General features: G+C 43.9%; 19 protein-coding genes. 7 read left to right on the top strand and 12 right to left on the bottom strand.

Annotation, left to right across the window (positions count from 1 at the left end):
* Nucleotide 1: 1 nt before the first annotated feature.
* The 12 genes from B5F71_RS00895 to B5F71_RS00840 form a co-directional block, all read right to left on the bottom strand.
* On the bottom strand, nt 2-5032 hold the full coding sequence (locus B5F71_RS00895) for a tape measure protein (RefSeq protein WP_087207095.1): 5031 nt from the start codon (nt 5030-5032) through the stop codon (nt 2-4).
* A gap of 1 nt (nt 5033) precedes the next feature.
* Entirely contained in the window at nt 5034-5252 is a 219-nt protein-coding gene (locus tag B5F71_RS00890) for a hypothetical protein (RefSeq protein ID WP_143269827.1), read from the bottom strand.
* 35 nt (nt 5253-5287) lie between these two features.
* Complete coding sequence (locus B5F71_RS00885; protein WP_021927440.1) at nt 5288-5932, bottom strand: hypothetical protein; 645 nt, start codon at nt 5930-5932, stop codon at nt 5288-5290.
* Nucleotides 5933-6005: 73 nt separating this feature from the next.
* Nucleotides 6006-6515 carry a hypothetical protein gene (locus tag B5F71_RS00880; protein WP_087207091.1) on the bottom strand — a complete coding sequence of 170 codons (510 nt, stop codon included), beginning with the start codon at nt 6513-6515 and terminating at the stop codon, nt 6006-6008.
* A gap of 11 nt (nt 6516-6526) precedes the next feature.
* Nucleotides 6527-6952 (bottom strand): hypothetical protein, encoded by a 426-nt coding sequence (locus B5F71_RS00875; protein WP_087207089.1) that lies wholly within the window; start codon nt 6950-6952, stop codon nt 6527-6529.
* Complete coding sequence (locus B5F71_RS00870) at nt 6949-7425, bottom strand: hypothetical protein (protein WP_087207087.1); 477 nt, start codon at nt 7423-7425, stop codon at nt 6949-6951. Before B5F71_RS00870 ends, B5F71_RS00875 begins: the two co-directional genes overlap by 4 nt.
* Nucleotides 7416-7745, bottom strand: coding sequence for a hypothetical protein (locus tag B5F71_RS00865; protein WP_087207085.1), 330 nt, complete (start codon nt 7743-7745; stop codon nt 7416-7418). Before B5F71_RS00865 ends, B5F71_RS00870 begins: the two co-directional genes overlap by 10 nt.
* A 2-nt stretch (nt 7746-7747) precedes the next feature.
* Nucleotides 7748-8083: a DUF6706 family protein gene (locus B5F71_RS00860; protein ID WP_087207083.1), complete on the bottom strand. Its 336-nt coding sequence runs from the start codon at nt 8081-8083 to the stop codon at nt 7748-7750.
* 1 nt (nt 8084) lies between these two features.
* Nucleotides 8085-8441, bottom strand: a complete 357-nt coding sequence (locus B5F71_RS00855) for a hypothetical protein (protein ID WP_087207081.1) — start codon at nt 8439-8441, stop codon at nt 8085-8087.
* A gap of 3 nt (nt 8442-8444) precedes the next feature.
* The gene (locus B5F71_RS00850) at nt 8445-9680 is read right to left on the bottom strand and encodes a hypothetical protein (RefSeq protein ID WP_087207079.1); all 1236 of its coding nucleotides are present in this window, start codon (nt 9678-9680) and stop codon (nt 8445-8447) included.
* Nucleotides 9681-9697: 17 nt separating this feature from the next.
* Nucleotides 9698-10336: a hypothetical protein gene (locus B5F71_RS00845; protein ID WP_087207161.1), complete on the bottom strand. Its 639-nt coding sequence runs from the start codon at nt 10334-10336 to the stop codon at nt 9698-9700.
* A gap of 7 nt (nt 10337-10343) precedes the next feature.
* A complete protein-coding gene (locus B5F71_RS00840) occupies nt 10344-10958 on the bottom strand; it encodes a hypothetical protein (RefSeq protein WP_087207077.1) in 615 nt (204 codons plus the stop codon).
* Nucleotides 10959-11224: 266 nt separating this feature from the next.
* Here B5F71_RS00840 and B5F71_RS00835 point away from each other — a divergent pair, with 266 nt between their 5' ends.
* From B5F71_RS00835 to B5F71_RS00810, 7 genes are all read left to right on the top strand, one after another.
* Nucleotides 11225-11692 (top strand): HU family DNA-binding protein, encoded by a 468-nt coding sequence (locus tag B5F71_RS00835; RefSeq protein WP_087207075.1) that lies wholly within the window; start codon nt 11225-11227, stop codon nt 11690-11692.
* A gap of 113 nt (nt 11693-11805) precedes the next feature.
* Nucleotides 11806-12015 (top strand): DUF4248 domain-containing protein, encoded by a 210-nt coding sequence (locus B5F71_RS00830; protein ID WP_087207073.1) that lies wholly within the window; start codon nt 11806-11808, stop codon nt 12013-12015.
* A gap of 190 nt (nt 12016-12205) precedes the next feature.
* A complete protein-coding gene (locus tag B5F71_RS00825; protein ID WP_087207071.1) occupies nt 12206-13087 on the top strand; it encodes an Abi family protein in 882 nt (293 codons plus the stop codon).
* Between the two features lie 163 nt (nt 13088-13250).
* Nucleotides 13251-13466, top strand: coding sequence for a hypothetical protein (locus tag B5F71_RS19735; RefSeq protein WP_143269826.1), 216 nt, complete (start codon nt 13251-13253; stop codon nt 13464-13466).
* Nucleotides 13450-13989, top strand: coding sequence for a hypothetical protein (locus B5F71_RS00820; protein ID WP_087207069.1), 540 nt, complete (start codon nt 13450-13452; stop codon nt 13987-13989). Before B5F71_RS19735 ends, B5F71_RS00820 begins: the two co-directional genes overlap by 17 nt.
* Nucleotides 13990-13992: 3 nt before the next feature.
* Nucleotides 13993-14520, top strand: a complete 528-nt coding sequence (locus tag B5F71_RS00815) for a hypothetical protein (protein ID WP_087207067.1) — start codon at nt 13993-13995, stop codon at nt 14518-14520.
* A gap of 15 nt (nt 14521-14535) precedes the next feature.
* Complete coding sequence (locus tag B5F71_RS00810; protein WP_087207065.1) at nt 14536-14976, top strand: hypothetical protein; 441 nt, start codon at nt 14536-14538, stop codon at nt 14974-14976.
* Nucleotides 14977-15220: the final 244 nt, after the last annotated feature.

Below are 15220 nucleotides of genomic sequence, written 5' to 3'. Positions count from 1 at the left end.
ATTACGATATTCCTTGTGATAGTAATGAATTATCTTTGTTTTCTATTCTCTTTAACGAATCAGCAATTTCATCAAGTCTTCTACAATAACGTGTGTTTTCCGCTATTTCTATTTGATAAATAAGATATTGCCTCATAATCGCTATCTGATCGCTCTGGTTGATTACAAAGGCATTCAAACGCCCGGCAATCACACCTCCTGTTTCCTCGCTCATGGAAGTAACAGCACCAGTAAGGGGATCGGATTCCTCTTCTTCATCTGTCTGATCCTTGATCCAGTCACCTACACCCTCCAAAGCCATATTGAATTTATCCGCTCCCAGCTTCACCATTTCCTCAAACCGTTTCTTTTCATAGTCAGAAAGCACATTATCCTGCATGGCTTCTCCAAGATACAGAACGGCATCATTAATGGCTTTTGCAAGGAACTGGCGTTTCAATGCTTCTACAACCGCATTTTTCAGCGTTTCTTTTGTCACTTCTCCCAATGCCTTTGCTGCATCTTCACCTTGACAATAGGCATCTACAAGCGCATCGGCAAAATCATCAATGGCACTTTGAACATCTGTTCCGGCAAGCGTTTCAAGCATATTTCGCTCCAGATCCTCAATCTGTGTGTCAATGTCCTTAATGGCTTCTTCCCATTCTGCTATCTTGTTGTTGTCGGTGTCTTTTTTGTCTTTTTCCGCCTGTATCTGCTGCTTGATAAGCTCCTGTTGTTCCCGGAGATTCTGTTTCTGCAACTCGTAGATCTCAAACATATCTCCGCTGTTTTGTTCTTTCTCCAGAGCATTTTTGAGTTCCTTGATCTGCTTTGTCAGTTGAGCGTATCTAACTAAGTCCCAACTTTGTCTTGCTACAATCTTCTGTTGTTCCAGTGCCGCTATCTCATCCTCTATGGCTTGCACCCTCTGTTGGTGTGCCGTCCTTTCCTCTTCACTGTACACCCAGAAAGTCTGATCGTATGAGTGTTGCAGTCTGTCAAAGGCATTGGATAGCTTATCAACATCCATCTGGATATTCTGAATCCTTTCCTCCAGTTCATCATCATTGTTAAACAGTCCGGCAATCCACTGGATAGCCTGTAAAGCAATGGATATGGCGGCAAGGATAACAGAGCCTTTTTCAGCCGTTGCTATGGCTGCTGACATGGCGATACCAGCGGTGGCAACACCCTGTATCATCTGGATAGTGGATTTGCCAGTTTCACCAAGTAAATCACCCAATACATCGCAACTGTCTATTGCATCATTAACGAAGTTGAAACACCCCTCGGTGGCAGATGCTAAATTCTTCCAATCCGTTTTTATATTACCGCTGGAATGCTTGGATTTTTGTTCAGCCGTTCCAAAAACAGATTTTATTGCATTCCCTAATGATTTGAACGGATTTACATCAAGGATCTTTTGTTTAGCCTCATCCAACCTATCCAATACGGCTTTCATATCCGCTGGATTTAGATTCATATCAGAGGTATTCATCTTACTTTGAATATCTCTTACCAACTTATCTATTTGCTCCACTGTCAAAGCATCAAGATCCGTAAACAGATTGCGCCAACTTTCGCTCTGCATGAGGAATGAAGCATTTAAGGCGGAAAGTGCCTCATTCTCGCCCTCATTCAACTTCTTCAGGATCTCTTCATTGTTTTGTGCAATGGCTTGTGATCGCAACATCGCATATTCATCCTGAATGGCTTTCTTTTGTTCCTCATAACTTCTGTAGTTGTTCAGTATCTTATCCTGAATTTCTTTATCCGCTTCCGCCTGCTTCTCCGATATGAATAGGCTTGCTTCCGCTTTCTCATCTTCACCTACCAGCCCTGTACTTCCGCTTACAAGTCTTTCTTTGGCATCGGCTATGGCTTGCACTCTCTCTGCAAGTGTGCTTGCTTGCGATATTGCTTCCGTCACACTTTCCTTGAAAAGATCCATTGCGGACTTTGCGCCCGTTATCTCATCATATTGCATATTCAGGGAAATAAGGTGGTTTCCCTCGCCCTCTGTCAGTGTTCCGGCTTCTTTCTTCTGGTTCATTTCTGCTATCTGGTTTTCCAGATATTGTTTGAATGAAGCACCGCCTTTCAGTAAGTTTGCGAACTGTGTGTTCGCCACATCTTCGCCCAGATTACGCACCCAGCGGAAATACAACTCATACTGCTGTTTTTTGTAGGCTATTTCACCATCAAACAACTTATTTTGCTCTCTCTGATAACTGGTATTCTCAATGCTTCTTCTCTCATCGAATCCGGCTTGCTCCGTTGCAGTCAATCCACCTTTTCCGGCTGCTTTACGTGCTTTCTCCAGTTCTCTTTCCTCTCTGTCTATGCGATCCAGATTCTCTTTGTGCTGTAAGTCCAGAATGGCTTTACGTTTCTCATAGCCATCTTCCATGATAGAGATACGTGCCTCTTCCAATTCACGTTGTGCCTCCAGTTCTTTCTGTGATAACTGATTTGCGCTGTTACTGCTATTCCCAGAGCTTGTAATACCAGTAAGCAATTCGAGATTCTTTTTTGCCGTATTGAGTTCTTTTATTTTGGCATCTATCTCTCCTGCTAAATTGTCTTTGACAACTTTTCCAGATCGCAAATCTTCCAACTCTTTTGTAAGCGTGGCAATTTGTGTTCTCGTGTCTGCTATCTGCTCTGAATAAGTTTTTGCACTCTCGGAAGATTTGTCTATTTCCCCTGAAGTGTCGCTGATCTCTTGGTTCAACGCTTCAATAGTCTTGTTTATGTCTGTGAGTTCCTTTTGAGCCTGTTTTAGTTGCCTTTCTGCTTTCCCTGCTTGCCTCAAAGCATACATCTGATATTGTGCTCCAGCATCGCCATAGGCTACATCTGGAACGTTGGCACTCGCTTCATCATAGGCTGCTTGTTTTTGGATGATCTCTTTTTCTTTGAGCCTCTTTTCCCTATAAGCTGCTTCCAGTTCCTCTTGTGCCGCTTTCATCCTGATTTGTTTTTCTAACAAGCTCAAGTACCGCTGGATTGCATCGGCATTGTCATTGATAATAGTACCCTCTTTTGTCAATTCTGCATTATATCCGGGTATAATCTGTTTCAGTTCATTCAAAGCCTTGTTGCGCTCATCGTATGCAACATTACTATTTCTGATAATTTTCTCTAAAGCCTCAACTTTTCCAGCTTCTTCACTGAATCGCTCTGTAGCCCGTTTGGTTGAATTAGTCAAACTTACCGTATCTTCCTCCAGTTCTTTAGTCTTTGAAGAAAGCATAGAAATCGCACTGAAAGCCATTCCAACCAATGATACAACCCATGTAATAGGATTTGCTTTCATTGACAGCCACAATGCCTTAAATGAGGCTGTAAGTTTGCTTGTCGCTAATGTTAGAACATTGGTAGTGGTAGCTTGTGCTGCCTTTGCTGCTGTATCAACGGATGAGGCTATCCGTGATTGCTGAATTGCAGCTGCTTCCAACTGCTTCCGTTTAGTGTATAAATCTGTTTGAGCGGCTAAGGCGGCTTTTCTGGCGGCACTCTGGTTGTCTTGCGCTGCCTCCAGTTTCTTTTCAGCCGTGGCGATCCTTGTTGCATCCCCGGCTTGCCTTGCCCAATACAGTTCATACCGTGCCATTTCGGTTGCTTGCATGGCAGAAACAGCCGTTTGTTTGGCGGATTCCACTTTTTGTGCTGCTGCCTTGACATCGGTACGCATAGCCTCCAGAGTGGCGGCATTGTTTCTTTGCTTCGCTGCCACTTCTTGCTCCAGAGCGGCACGATATACGGCACTCTTAGCCGATAGGTCGGTTTTGCTAAGTGCCTCCCTTTGCTCAACCGTCAATACAGAGGTAGCCACTGCCTCATAATTGGCAGAGGAAGTGGTAAGGTTAAGGTTTGATAAGTATTCCTGCTGTTGGGCTGTCAATAACTGCTGTATGGTGGCAATGCGGAGTTTCTTTACCAGATTGGCTTGCTCTTCCGCTGTAAGTTCCTTTTGCAAGGCGGCAACATGAGCCTGTTGTGCGGCTGTCATAGCCTTTGTTTGGGCTGCTGTTTGTCCCGTTATGTTGGCTTCCGCTTTCAGTAGAGCGATCTTTGCCTGCTTAACGGTATTGTCTATCATGGCAACACCCGTGTAGCCCTTTGTTGCAAGGGTATTCAGCACGATTGCCGCTTTATAGCTTCCGTAAGCAATGGTAACAGCCTGTACGATACGGATAATCTGATCCATATTCTCCACAAGGTCTATCGCACCCTGAATAGCCCCAGTGAACAAATCCTGATTATCCTGTCCGATCTTGTTGAGCGCACTATCCCAAGCATCGCCCAAGTTGGAAAGCATACCAGTAAGCGACTTACTTTGCTCTTGCATGAGGTTGAAATAAATACCGCCCTCACTGGTCATGTTCTTAAATGCCTTTTCAACTTCCGGGAATCCAACTTTTCCCTCCGTTACCAGCTTGTTCAGTTCTTGCCTGTCTGCGTTAAGCACCTTGCCCAACTCTTCATAGATAGGAATACCACGCCCGGCAAACTGGCGAATATCCACCGTGTATGCCCTGCCTTGCGATCTCAATGTGCCATACAGATAGATAAGATCACCAAGTGGCGCACTCACACCAGAAGCCACGTTTCCAAGCATCACGATCTCATCTACCACGCTTCCCACATTTGATCCGAAAGCAAGCATCTGTTTTGCTCCTTGCGCTATGCTGGTAAGGTCAAACGGAGTTTTAGCGGCTGTATCTACCAGTTGCGACATAAGCACCTGTGATTTTTCGGTGCTTCTCAACATGGTATTGAAAGCCAGTTCAAGTTGCTGGAACTGCCCACGCACTTGCACAATGCTCTGAACAAGGCTCATCATTCCTTGCCCAACAAGGTAGGAAACGATATACCTTGCCCCGTTTTGCGCAAAGGTCAGAAACGATTGCTCCATGCGGTTTGCTTCCAGCACGGCATTATCAGAGGCGTTTTTGATATACCGCCCCATCGCTTCGCTTGACACTTTGAAATCATCTATATCAAGAGTGGCTTTGAATGCTAATGCTCCACCTATATTTTCCATACTAAATTAAACCTTTGACATAGTTCTTAATATCTTCTTTCGTTTTGAGTTCTCTACGGATAACCTTTTCTCCTGTTTTTGGCTTCGGTAATCCGTTCTCATCCGTTTCTGTTTTCGGAATCGGCTTTGTCCTTGCCATATCCGCCATCATCAGCTCTACATTCATCCAAGAGATACCCCAGAGCAAGTAATCATAACTCCAGCCGAACATTTTCAGCAATTCCGCACGATTACCCCACGGGCTGTTTAGCCCGGTTACTCTATCATATCCGCTCTGCTCTTCGGTTTCGTTTTCCCTACTTCCTTGATTGATATGATAGAGGATGTAAAACCCCCGGCATTCATCATCTGGCTTATCACATCGGCAAGTTGCTTCAAACGTGGTACAGTCAGATGCTCAATGAAGAAATCACGGAGTACCTTTGTCTGTTTGTTTACTGGATTAGCGATTGAGCCGTTGTTGATTACTGCAACTGCGGCTATCTCTGCCATGAGTGAAATGTACTTGAAATACTTCTTTGCCTCTTGCGTGGGTTGTTCCTGTATCTTTTCCTCATTGAGTTCTATTTGTAGGTACAGTTTCCTCAAATAGTCAATAGTACCCAGATACAGAGGCTTCACATGGAACTGGCGCATATATACTTCTACCATCTTCCCCTTATCCGTGTCCGGCATTTCCATTACTGACACATTCCAGTCTTTAGGAATCCGCCTGTCATGCCATACCTTGACATGGTTAGGGAAATGCTTGTTCCACCAACGTACCCACTTTGGGGGCTTCACCGGGTTAATCTTCAAAGGCACGGAGAATTTCACCCCCATATCCAGAAGTGCCTGTATCGCTTGCTCTTCTATTTCAAGCTGTTGTTCTCTTGTCAGTTCTTTTGGCTTTTCTTCCATAGATATTGCTGTTAAAAAGAAAGCCCCCTACGTTGCTTGCAGGAGGCTTTCCTGTTACATAAAAGCATCAGGATTACGCTTTAGTCGGATCGGTCATAGCCTCATCAATTTGCAACTCGGCTTGATACTGGATCGTGAGCGGCACAAGACAGATACCCGTTGAAGAGTAGGTAATCTCGAACTTCGGAATGATCCTCACATTCGGGCAACCGATAAACAAGCCCTCTTCCGGCTGCTGCCAAATGGCAAATTCCTTATAAGGCAGTTTCTTAGGTCTTACCCACGTACGGTTAGGAGTTTCCCCCTCTACAGTTCCGCCAAAATAGCGTGAAAGCAAATCCAGATCTGGATCCATCAGCGAAAGTGCCAATGTGGTTTCAGTTTCGCCTACCTGTGTAATCTTCTTGCTTGAAGTTTCTGACTTATGTACCGTTGTTTCAGGGTCAGAATCGGTAAGCTGGCAAGTGTCTTGATACACATCGCCAAGATCTTTCCATTCAGAGCCTTTTGCTGGCATAGTACCGTCAGCTTCTGCATCGGCAACATAGATCTTCTTCAATCCCATTGTTGATAATACTGGCATAGTCGTAAAATTTATTGGTTCATTTTCTTTTCTCTAACTGTTATCTCCAAAGCGATAGAAACAAAGTGTTCGTTATGGTCTGGCTCTTTGATAGGAGGATTGATCAAACCGATATTCCAGTTATAACCGCTTCCTATCTCGTAGTGGTTCTGCAAGACTGCAATAACCTTTTTCCTTATGTCTATCAGCCTCTGGTAGTCTATTCTGTACACGGGTGGATTTGTACGCTTCTTCACCTTATCCGGCACATGAATGTTTACGTTGATTTGCCCGTAACGCACGGATTCCTCACCGTCTATTGCATGAGGGACTATAATCACATCTTCTTTGCTGTAGTCGTTACGTTCATAGTCAATGCTGCCTGTAATCATGGTTTTCACTTCACTTTCCATAAGCATTTGATATACCCGTACCGCTATCTCTTCCGTTGTAATCATAACACACCTCCGAACAATTCATTTGCCTTTGATTTGGCTTTTGCCATAAGTTGATTCATTGCGGCTGGAAAATCCTTTTTGGCTTTCAGTTCTGCCGGAAGAATGACATTGTAACCCTTAGCCTCAACGTAAGCTGCGTAATTCATCCCGGCTACTATAATGAGAGAGAAAGCGTCCGGCAAGCTGTTAGCCATCTGCATAGCCACATTAAGGCTTGCTTTAGCTCCCTCATTGTTAGGCTGGTTTTCCCCACTAAAGTATTCCAGTTTCTTTTTACGCACTATCGCATAGGATATAGAGTTTGTGAGGTTGCCCGTCCTGTCTGTATAGCTGTGTTTCTCCTTAGCGTACTTCACAAGGCTTTCGCCAAGAAACTTCAATAGGTATAGTGTGGCGTTTTCAAGTCTTACTTGAAACGCTGCCACCGCCTTTGAAATGACACTGCTATGATTGTTAGTCGGAGCTATCCCCATATCTCAATGTATCTTCTGTTAAGATTATCCACGCCTTGAATCTCGAAAACTGCCACCTTGCCATCCTCACTTGTGATCTGTACTGGCGTTGCAATATCCAGATTTCCTTTGAAGCACTTTGGTATAAGTACATCGTAAGTGTACTGGTGCATTTGCCCGTCTGTACCGATCTTTTGTTTGGCTGGCACGAATGTTTCTATCTGGCACTCGCAACCGTCCATCCAGTCGCCCGTTTGAGGCTCTGAAACAATAAACCCAGTATTCGGATCTATTTGCTCATCCTGAATTTCCTTGTATTTGAAAGTACCGTTATATCTCATGGCTACCACATATTAGATCCGTCCGTGATAGACGGGACTTCGACAAACTCCGAGGCATCCAGACCGTTTTCACTGCAAATAACCTTGATACGCTTCTTTAGCTCATCCACGCTGTACCCTTGTGAGGATTTGCCCATGCTGTCACTTGTGAGGACAACCATTTTCTTTAGCACCTTGATAGCGGCAATGGCAATAGGTTTCCTATCCGTTTCCGCATTGTATTCGGCATCAGAATTGCCCACATTCGCATCAGCAAGAGCCTTTTTCAGCGCAAGAGGACTTGGCGTATATGGTTCAAGCTCACCGATCAGAGCATCGTATTTTGTCAAATTACCCATCTTAGACCTCCTTGTTTAGTATTTCAGAGAGTGAAGCGGCTTGCTCTTCCGTCAGTTCATCCAGTTTCTTTGAAACACCTTTTACTCCGGCATTCTTGGCGGCTGGATTACCGATTTCTTCAAGTGCTGCTTTCACCTCATCAAGTCCGTATTCTTTCTGTTGGAATGAGATTGTTTCAGGCTTCTTCTCATCAGCCTTTTCATCATTCCCATCATCAACAGAAGTAATCTCACACATACCACGTTTCACAAGGTCGTTTACCCTGCTTAGGTCGTTTGTGGTAAGAAGATCGCCAGACTTGTAAATAGTCTGGTGATCATTCTTATCTCTGAAAGGCTTTAATACTACCAGTTTCATAGTTTAGCCCTCCATAAGAGCATCAATGCCCTCAAACTCCTGCTTGGTGCAATACATACGCTCGTTTCCGTTGGCATCTGCCGGGATCGTCTTTTCGGAAATGCCTCTTACCTGCATACAGATAATGGCATTAATATCCGTAATGATAGGCAGCAAGCGTCCAGATCCTTGCGTAACTTCACCTGCTACCTGACCAGTGGATTCACCAGTACGCCACTTGGCGATACGGATTCCGTTACCAGCGTTCATGTAGTCCACATCGTCCTCTTCCATGAGTTCGCTGTCCTCAATAGACGGCTGGATTTCACCGATAACTCCGGCTGGCTTGATACAGATAAAGTTGTGATTCCACGGCTCAACAGATCCACGCTTACCGTCCTTGTCCTGTCCCATCTTACGGGTGACAACCGTAATGTTCGGGATTTCGTTTTCACCAAAAAGGCTTTCAAGTTGGGTTTTGGTGACGGTCTGCGCCTGTTTGTCGTTTCCATGCACCAGCAAGCGTGTGGTCTGATCCATACGCAACCAGTAGTAGAGATCCTGAGACATCAGGATTTCGCCCGGCTCAATCCCCCTTTGGCGAAGATCGGCACAAATGGCAGCAAGCATCAGAACGGGGCTTAACTTGCCTGCCTTAGTGTTTGCCGTAGTCCAGTTGAAAGCCGAAACGAGCTTGTTAGCCTCATCCATGTTGTAGTCGATCTCAAACTCCCTACCACCCGGATTGTTGATAGCTGGTTTGAACTGTGCAACACCCCAGTTGGAGAATGCCATAAGCGCAATGAAGTCCATGACATCTTTGCAGCCCAGATAAGCATCCTGCACATCCGCTTTGAGCGTCTTTTCGATCTCCCTAACCTTTTGAGCCTCCGAAAGACGGGGATTCTCGTAAACTTCCATCAGCTTGCGATAGGTACGGGCTGGCATAAAGAACTTGTGACCCACACGGGGTATCTCCTTAGTCCAAATATCGAAGCCGTCAGAGCGTCTTTGAGGGGTAGGTGATTCATCAGCAAGCAGCGTAGCCATGAAGCGCAACCGATACTTGCCCATAATTCCCTCCGCTGTCAGTGACATTTGAGGGGTATTGTAGGTAAACCAGTTATCGGAGTACATCTTCTGGAACAAGGCTACTTCCCTTTCAGAAGCCTTATCGAAAGCCTTGCGCCACGTTGCCAGAAAGTCAATGGGTCTACCATCCTTGTACAGACCTTTGAATTTTGAATAAATTGATTTCATGCGTTATCCTCCTTTCTTTAGAATGATTGAGTGAGTTTAACGTGCGGATTGGCTTTCAGGAACTTTCCTGTAGTGTCTTTCTGGCTTGCCGGGATAGGCGGAACACGCCTTTCATACATTGCGTATTGCATTGTATCTGCCGACACATCAATGCCAGTTTCAAACTCGCTTACCTCCACATCGTAGATAGTTACAGCGTTAGCCTCACCGATTTCAGCGGCATTGGAAGATTTTTCCACCACCTCCACCAGTACATCATCCTTAGCAAGCCCGGTGATTTCACCAGATAGCGTGATAATGTATTTTTCGTTCTTAGCCTCAATCTTGGAGATAGAAACAGCACTGGCAAAAGTGCCAGAAATAGCACCAGCCTTAGCCACCTTATCGCCAACAGCGAAGCAAGGAGCAAAAAACTCATCCACCAGCAAGCGAACGATCTTCTTATCATCGCTATCTACCTCCACCACCTTAGCGGTTTTCACCACGCTAACGAGCCGGGTTTGCTCATCGTAGATTGCAAGAGTTCCAGCCGGGATAGTGTCACCAACATTGAAACGCTGTTTGGTGACATCCAGATTGAAACCGCCTTGCACAATAGAGGGACTACCCGTAAATATCGGGCGTTCCCCTGTAAATGAGTGCTTTTTCCTTTTCATTGCGATTTTATTTAACAGTGATTGATTCCAGCAAGCTATCAGCAGCTTCATCTATCTGTTTTTCGCTTGCCGCTTTAGAACCCTCTGAATCATCAGGCGCAAGACCTGCCGTAATGAAGTCTTGTTTGAGATTTGCCACAGCCTCTTCTATATCCTCATCATCGGATATGGACTTGGCGAAGCGATCACGGAACTTAGCCGGAATCTTGTGCTTTGCCATAGCAGCGTTAATATCCGCCATGCGCTTTGCCTTGTTTTCGTCAGCCTCATACTTAGCCAACTTCTCTTCCAGAGCCTTAATCCGCTTCTCATTAGGATCATCCTTTTTGTTGGGATCATCGCCAGAGCCTTTGCCGCCCTTATCGTCTGGATCGTCATCTTCTCCGTCCTTTTTCCCTTTCTTGGAATCATCCTTTTTCTTGTTTGCCCATCTGGTAGCTTCTCCCTGACTTTCAGTAGCCACGTCAGCTATCAGGTTTGCAGTCGTTTCAATCGCTGCATCATCGGTCGAATCATCCTCAATGCTGCCACCCAATTTTTCGGTTATCGCTTTAAGGTACTTCTCCGATAGACCAGTGTCCTTACACAAGTCCTTGACCTTTTCAAAGAGTTTCTTATTCATACTTGAATTGCATTTATAGTCCGTTAATATGTGACTTCTACAGCGCAAATATAGAAAATAATTCTGTATATATGTGTTTGTTGAACACATAAAGAAGATTTTTTAGCCTTAAAATGCCTGTTTTTCTCAGTATGCAGAAAATATTTCCGTAAATTCACCCTGTAAATGCCATTTCGTCAACTCTGCGTGTCGGCACAGCCGTACTTTTGCGGTGTGCAATGGCATAGGAAACAACAAGAGTATTAACCAAGTGAAATGTTACAGAAATGGCAGAAATCAATTATTCAGTAGCGGCAATGAAGAACCCTATGAAGCAAAGCGAGCCGCCAAAGTATTATGCGAAGATGCAAGCCAGCGGCATAGTGGATATGGACGATCTGGCAGAAGAAATCAGTTATGCAACGACCCTCACGGACGGGGACATCTTGAACGTGCTTCGTGCGCTCATCAAGCAGATGAAACGCCACCTGAAAAGCGGCAAGATTGTGAAGCTGGAAAAGTTCGGCAACTTCCAGTTTCAGATATGCAGCGAGGGCACAGAAACCGAAAAGGAGTTTACCCCTGCGTGCATCACCAAAGTAAACATCCAGTTCCGACCGGGCGCATTGTTGAGAGAGGTGCAAAACCTTGACACCCTTACTTTCAAGAAAGTACCCAAGAAGAGCGAAAGCAGCGGCAACACTTCCGAAGATGAAGATGATTCATCCGACTATGAAGAGAACCCGTTGGGATAATCACTACATAGCCATTGCATAGTGAAGAGTGAACTACTATATAGTAATTGAACGACTACCCTATAGTAACGCAACATTTACTATAGGGTAATTTTTTATCTTAGAACGAGCGTATGAAAGCAATCAGAATGGGCGAACTCGCCTGCCAATACTTCCCGAACTCCACCAAGCGGAGTGCCGTAACGCAACTCCGGCGGTGGATCATCCTTTGCACCCCGTTAAGGGAGCGGCTGGATGAGCTTTGTTTCCAGAAAGGGCAACGCATACTGACACCACTACAGCACGAGGCGATATTGAAGTTTTTGGGAGAGCCGGGTGAATAGGTGTGTTTCTTGGACACATAATCAACCAACGAACCAAAATTTGCGAGCCAAATACTTTTTTTATTGAGGCAATATATCTATATTTGCAACGTAAAAAGTGCCGGAATGCACAAGCTGTACTCCTTGCACTATAATAAGGAACTTTAGGGATGCCCTTTGCGGTGTCCCTTTTTCATTAAAAGACAAATGAATGAAAACCGCAACAACAATAGAAGAACAAATTCAGTTGCTCCATAGCAGGGGCATGGAGTTTCCCAATGAGGAAAAGGCTAAGGAAATCTTGCTGGATATTGGTTATTACCGATTGGGCTTTTACTGGTTTCCATACGAGCGTACCTATCCGGCAAAGAACAACCGCAACCATAAGTTTAAGGATAACACCTCTTTTGAAAATGTGGTTACGCTCTATTATTTCGACCACGACATAAGAAGCATCATCGCCCCTTACCTGTATCGGATAGAGGTTAACTTCCGCACATTCCTCACTTACACGGTTTCCAACAGATACAAGAACAATCCCACATGGTTTGCCGATCCACGGATTGTAAGCAGTGACTTTGTAGCCTATCTGCCTAATTGCTATAAGACGATATGCAAGAATGAGGCTATCAAGCACCACCATAGCAAGTACATCAACGACATATACGCCCCGGCATGGAAAACATTGGAGTATATGACATTCGGGGATATTCTCTACTTGTACTCCAGCCTGAAAGACCAGACGCTGAAAGAAGCGATAGCCCTACATTATAATATAAGGAACGTAGATGTGTTTGAAAACTACATGGGTACGTTGCGAGTGATACGCAACCTGTGTGCGCATGGTCATAACATCTACGATTTGAAGCTGCAAAAACGCATCCGCAAAGGCCCGATAGCGGAACTGAAAGGAAACAGGTTGCACGATTTGGCGGGCGGATTGCTGGTGCTGACCTATATTCTCAACTCCATTTCAATGAATAGGGTACAGGATTTGCGCTACAAGCTGAATCTTTTGGTGTCGCAACCGCAAATCAGCAACATAGAAGATGTGATAAAGGATTTGAAAGACTTTATTAAAGAAAGCAAGTAAATGTGTCATTTGTAACATACACAATGCGGATATTTGGTATATGTAATATGCACAATCCGTGTGTTTGTAAAACACATAATTGTATCATAACTGAAAAAACGCAACGCTGGATGCCTACATTTAGAAAGAAATAAACTATCTTAGCGGACTAAAAATTTGTATCATGTGCAGAATATCTAAAGAAACGGTTATCCGGGCGAATGAAAAGACAATGAAACGTGGCAGAGTGCATGATTGCTCTTCCCCCGTTGTGGACGGTGCTATAACAGTATCTGCCCGCTATCGTGGCGTGGTATATTCCCAAAAGGTAGATGTACGGAGAATGCAAGAATCCTACAGTCGTTCATTTAAAGCAGTAAGGAATGGCAAGACAATATAACTTTATATACAAGCAACTGGTGGAAGATGAGAGCGATATTGTGGGCAATATCGCTTATTCTTTATATAAGGCAGACAAAATAAACTTTATTGAGGACTTTAAGGCAAAGCACAATGGCAGCGAACCAACGGAAGCAGACTTTCAGCCATTCCACGACATTTGCTGTATGGAAGCTAATATAAACCGATACAAGATGCAAGCCCTCAACATCTTGCAAGGCTTTTTGGATGATACGCTTTCGTCTACCATTAAACAGGTAGAGAAAGATTTGGAAAACGATTATAAAAAGGAGTTGATGGGCATTGTGGGAAAAACCACCGTAAAATCGTTCTCTTGGAATGTATTGCAAAATATCGTAGGAGCATTTGCGTTTATGCTCATCATGTGTGCCATTGTCTTTCTGCTCAAATTCTCCGAACATCAATACACGTTTACCATAGGAGGCAGCGGAAGTGCCAAACTGGAAGTAGTCAAAAGTACCCCTAATGACACGATCGTTGTACCCGCTCAACAAAACAAATAATCTATGAGAAAGTTTTTATTCGTGCTTTGCCTGATAGCTTTGACAACAGGAAATGCGGTTGCGCAAATTGGAAGCTCAGAAAACCTTGAAGCGAAAAACGGATTCAAGTATTTTATACTTGGAGACAGCATATCGAAGTATTCAGATAAAATAGAACTGGTTAAAGGCAGCAATGACACCTATTCAGCCACCGATACCACCTTATTAAAAATAGGAGATGAGATAAAATTATCCATGATTTTAATCAAAACCTACAATGGCAGAATCTTATCAATAAGCCCGATGGCAAAATCTGAGTACTCATATAAGATGCTGAATGTGTTTCTGGCAGCTTATGGAAGATGGAGCCATAGACCCAATCAATATATGGATAAGTACTTTTGGTTTTCTCCAAACAAAAAGGTTAAGCTATATTTCTACGGAGAGAAACTGGACAAATGGATTTTTGCCACATTTACGGACATGGAACTTGATTCCCAAAAAAGTAACAGCGAACATAAGAAAACTCTTAATGCAGTAGATGATTTGTAATCTAAATACCAAGTAATGACAGAGAAAGTATCATTGAAGAAACTGCTTGGCTACGGGCATTTAATAGACACCGATACATATATACAATTAGTTAATTATGAAATGCAAGGAGCTAAGTATGTAAATGTGCCAGTCGGTACGTTACAGGAACTTCAAAGGAGAAAGGATGAAGAGAAAGAAAGGCTACGCATACTCAATAAAACGGCTCAACTCAATAATAAGGGTATTGAATACGAAAAATCCGGCAAGCTAAAACAAGCAATCTCTACATACGAAAAGAATATAGAAACAGGTTTTCCAGCCCACCATTCATATAAACGCCTAATGGTGTTATATAGAAAATCTAAAGATTATGAAAATGAGGAACGAGTTATAGAACGAGCTTTAGACGTATTTGGAGAATATCCCGAATATATTGAACGCCTTGAAAAACTACATAAGTTAATGAAGGAATAGCTCGATCTTACTGTGTTTATATAACACATATTACACTCAAAATCAAAAATTCACCCGGTAAAATTTGCAAGTGTCAAAAGAATAATCCACCTTTGCAATGCTCTACATATACACAGGTGGGTTGTCCAGCCTGCCAACATATCGGTTAGGCATTTTTTATGTCTATACGTGTCGTAAGACTATTCCGATATACGGCTTTCATACCCCCGTGTGGTGTCGTTAATGCGCCCACTGCCTGTGTAGG

Source organism: Bacteroides sp. An269 (genome assembly GCF_002159755.1).
In the GTDB taxonomy this organism is placed as follows: domain Bacteria; phylum Bacteroidota; class Bacteroidia; order Bacteroidales; family Bacteroidaceae; genus Phocaeicola; species Phocaeicola intestinalis.
This window is presented reverse-complemented; position numbering and strand designations above follow the sequence as displayed.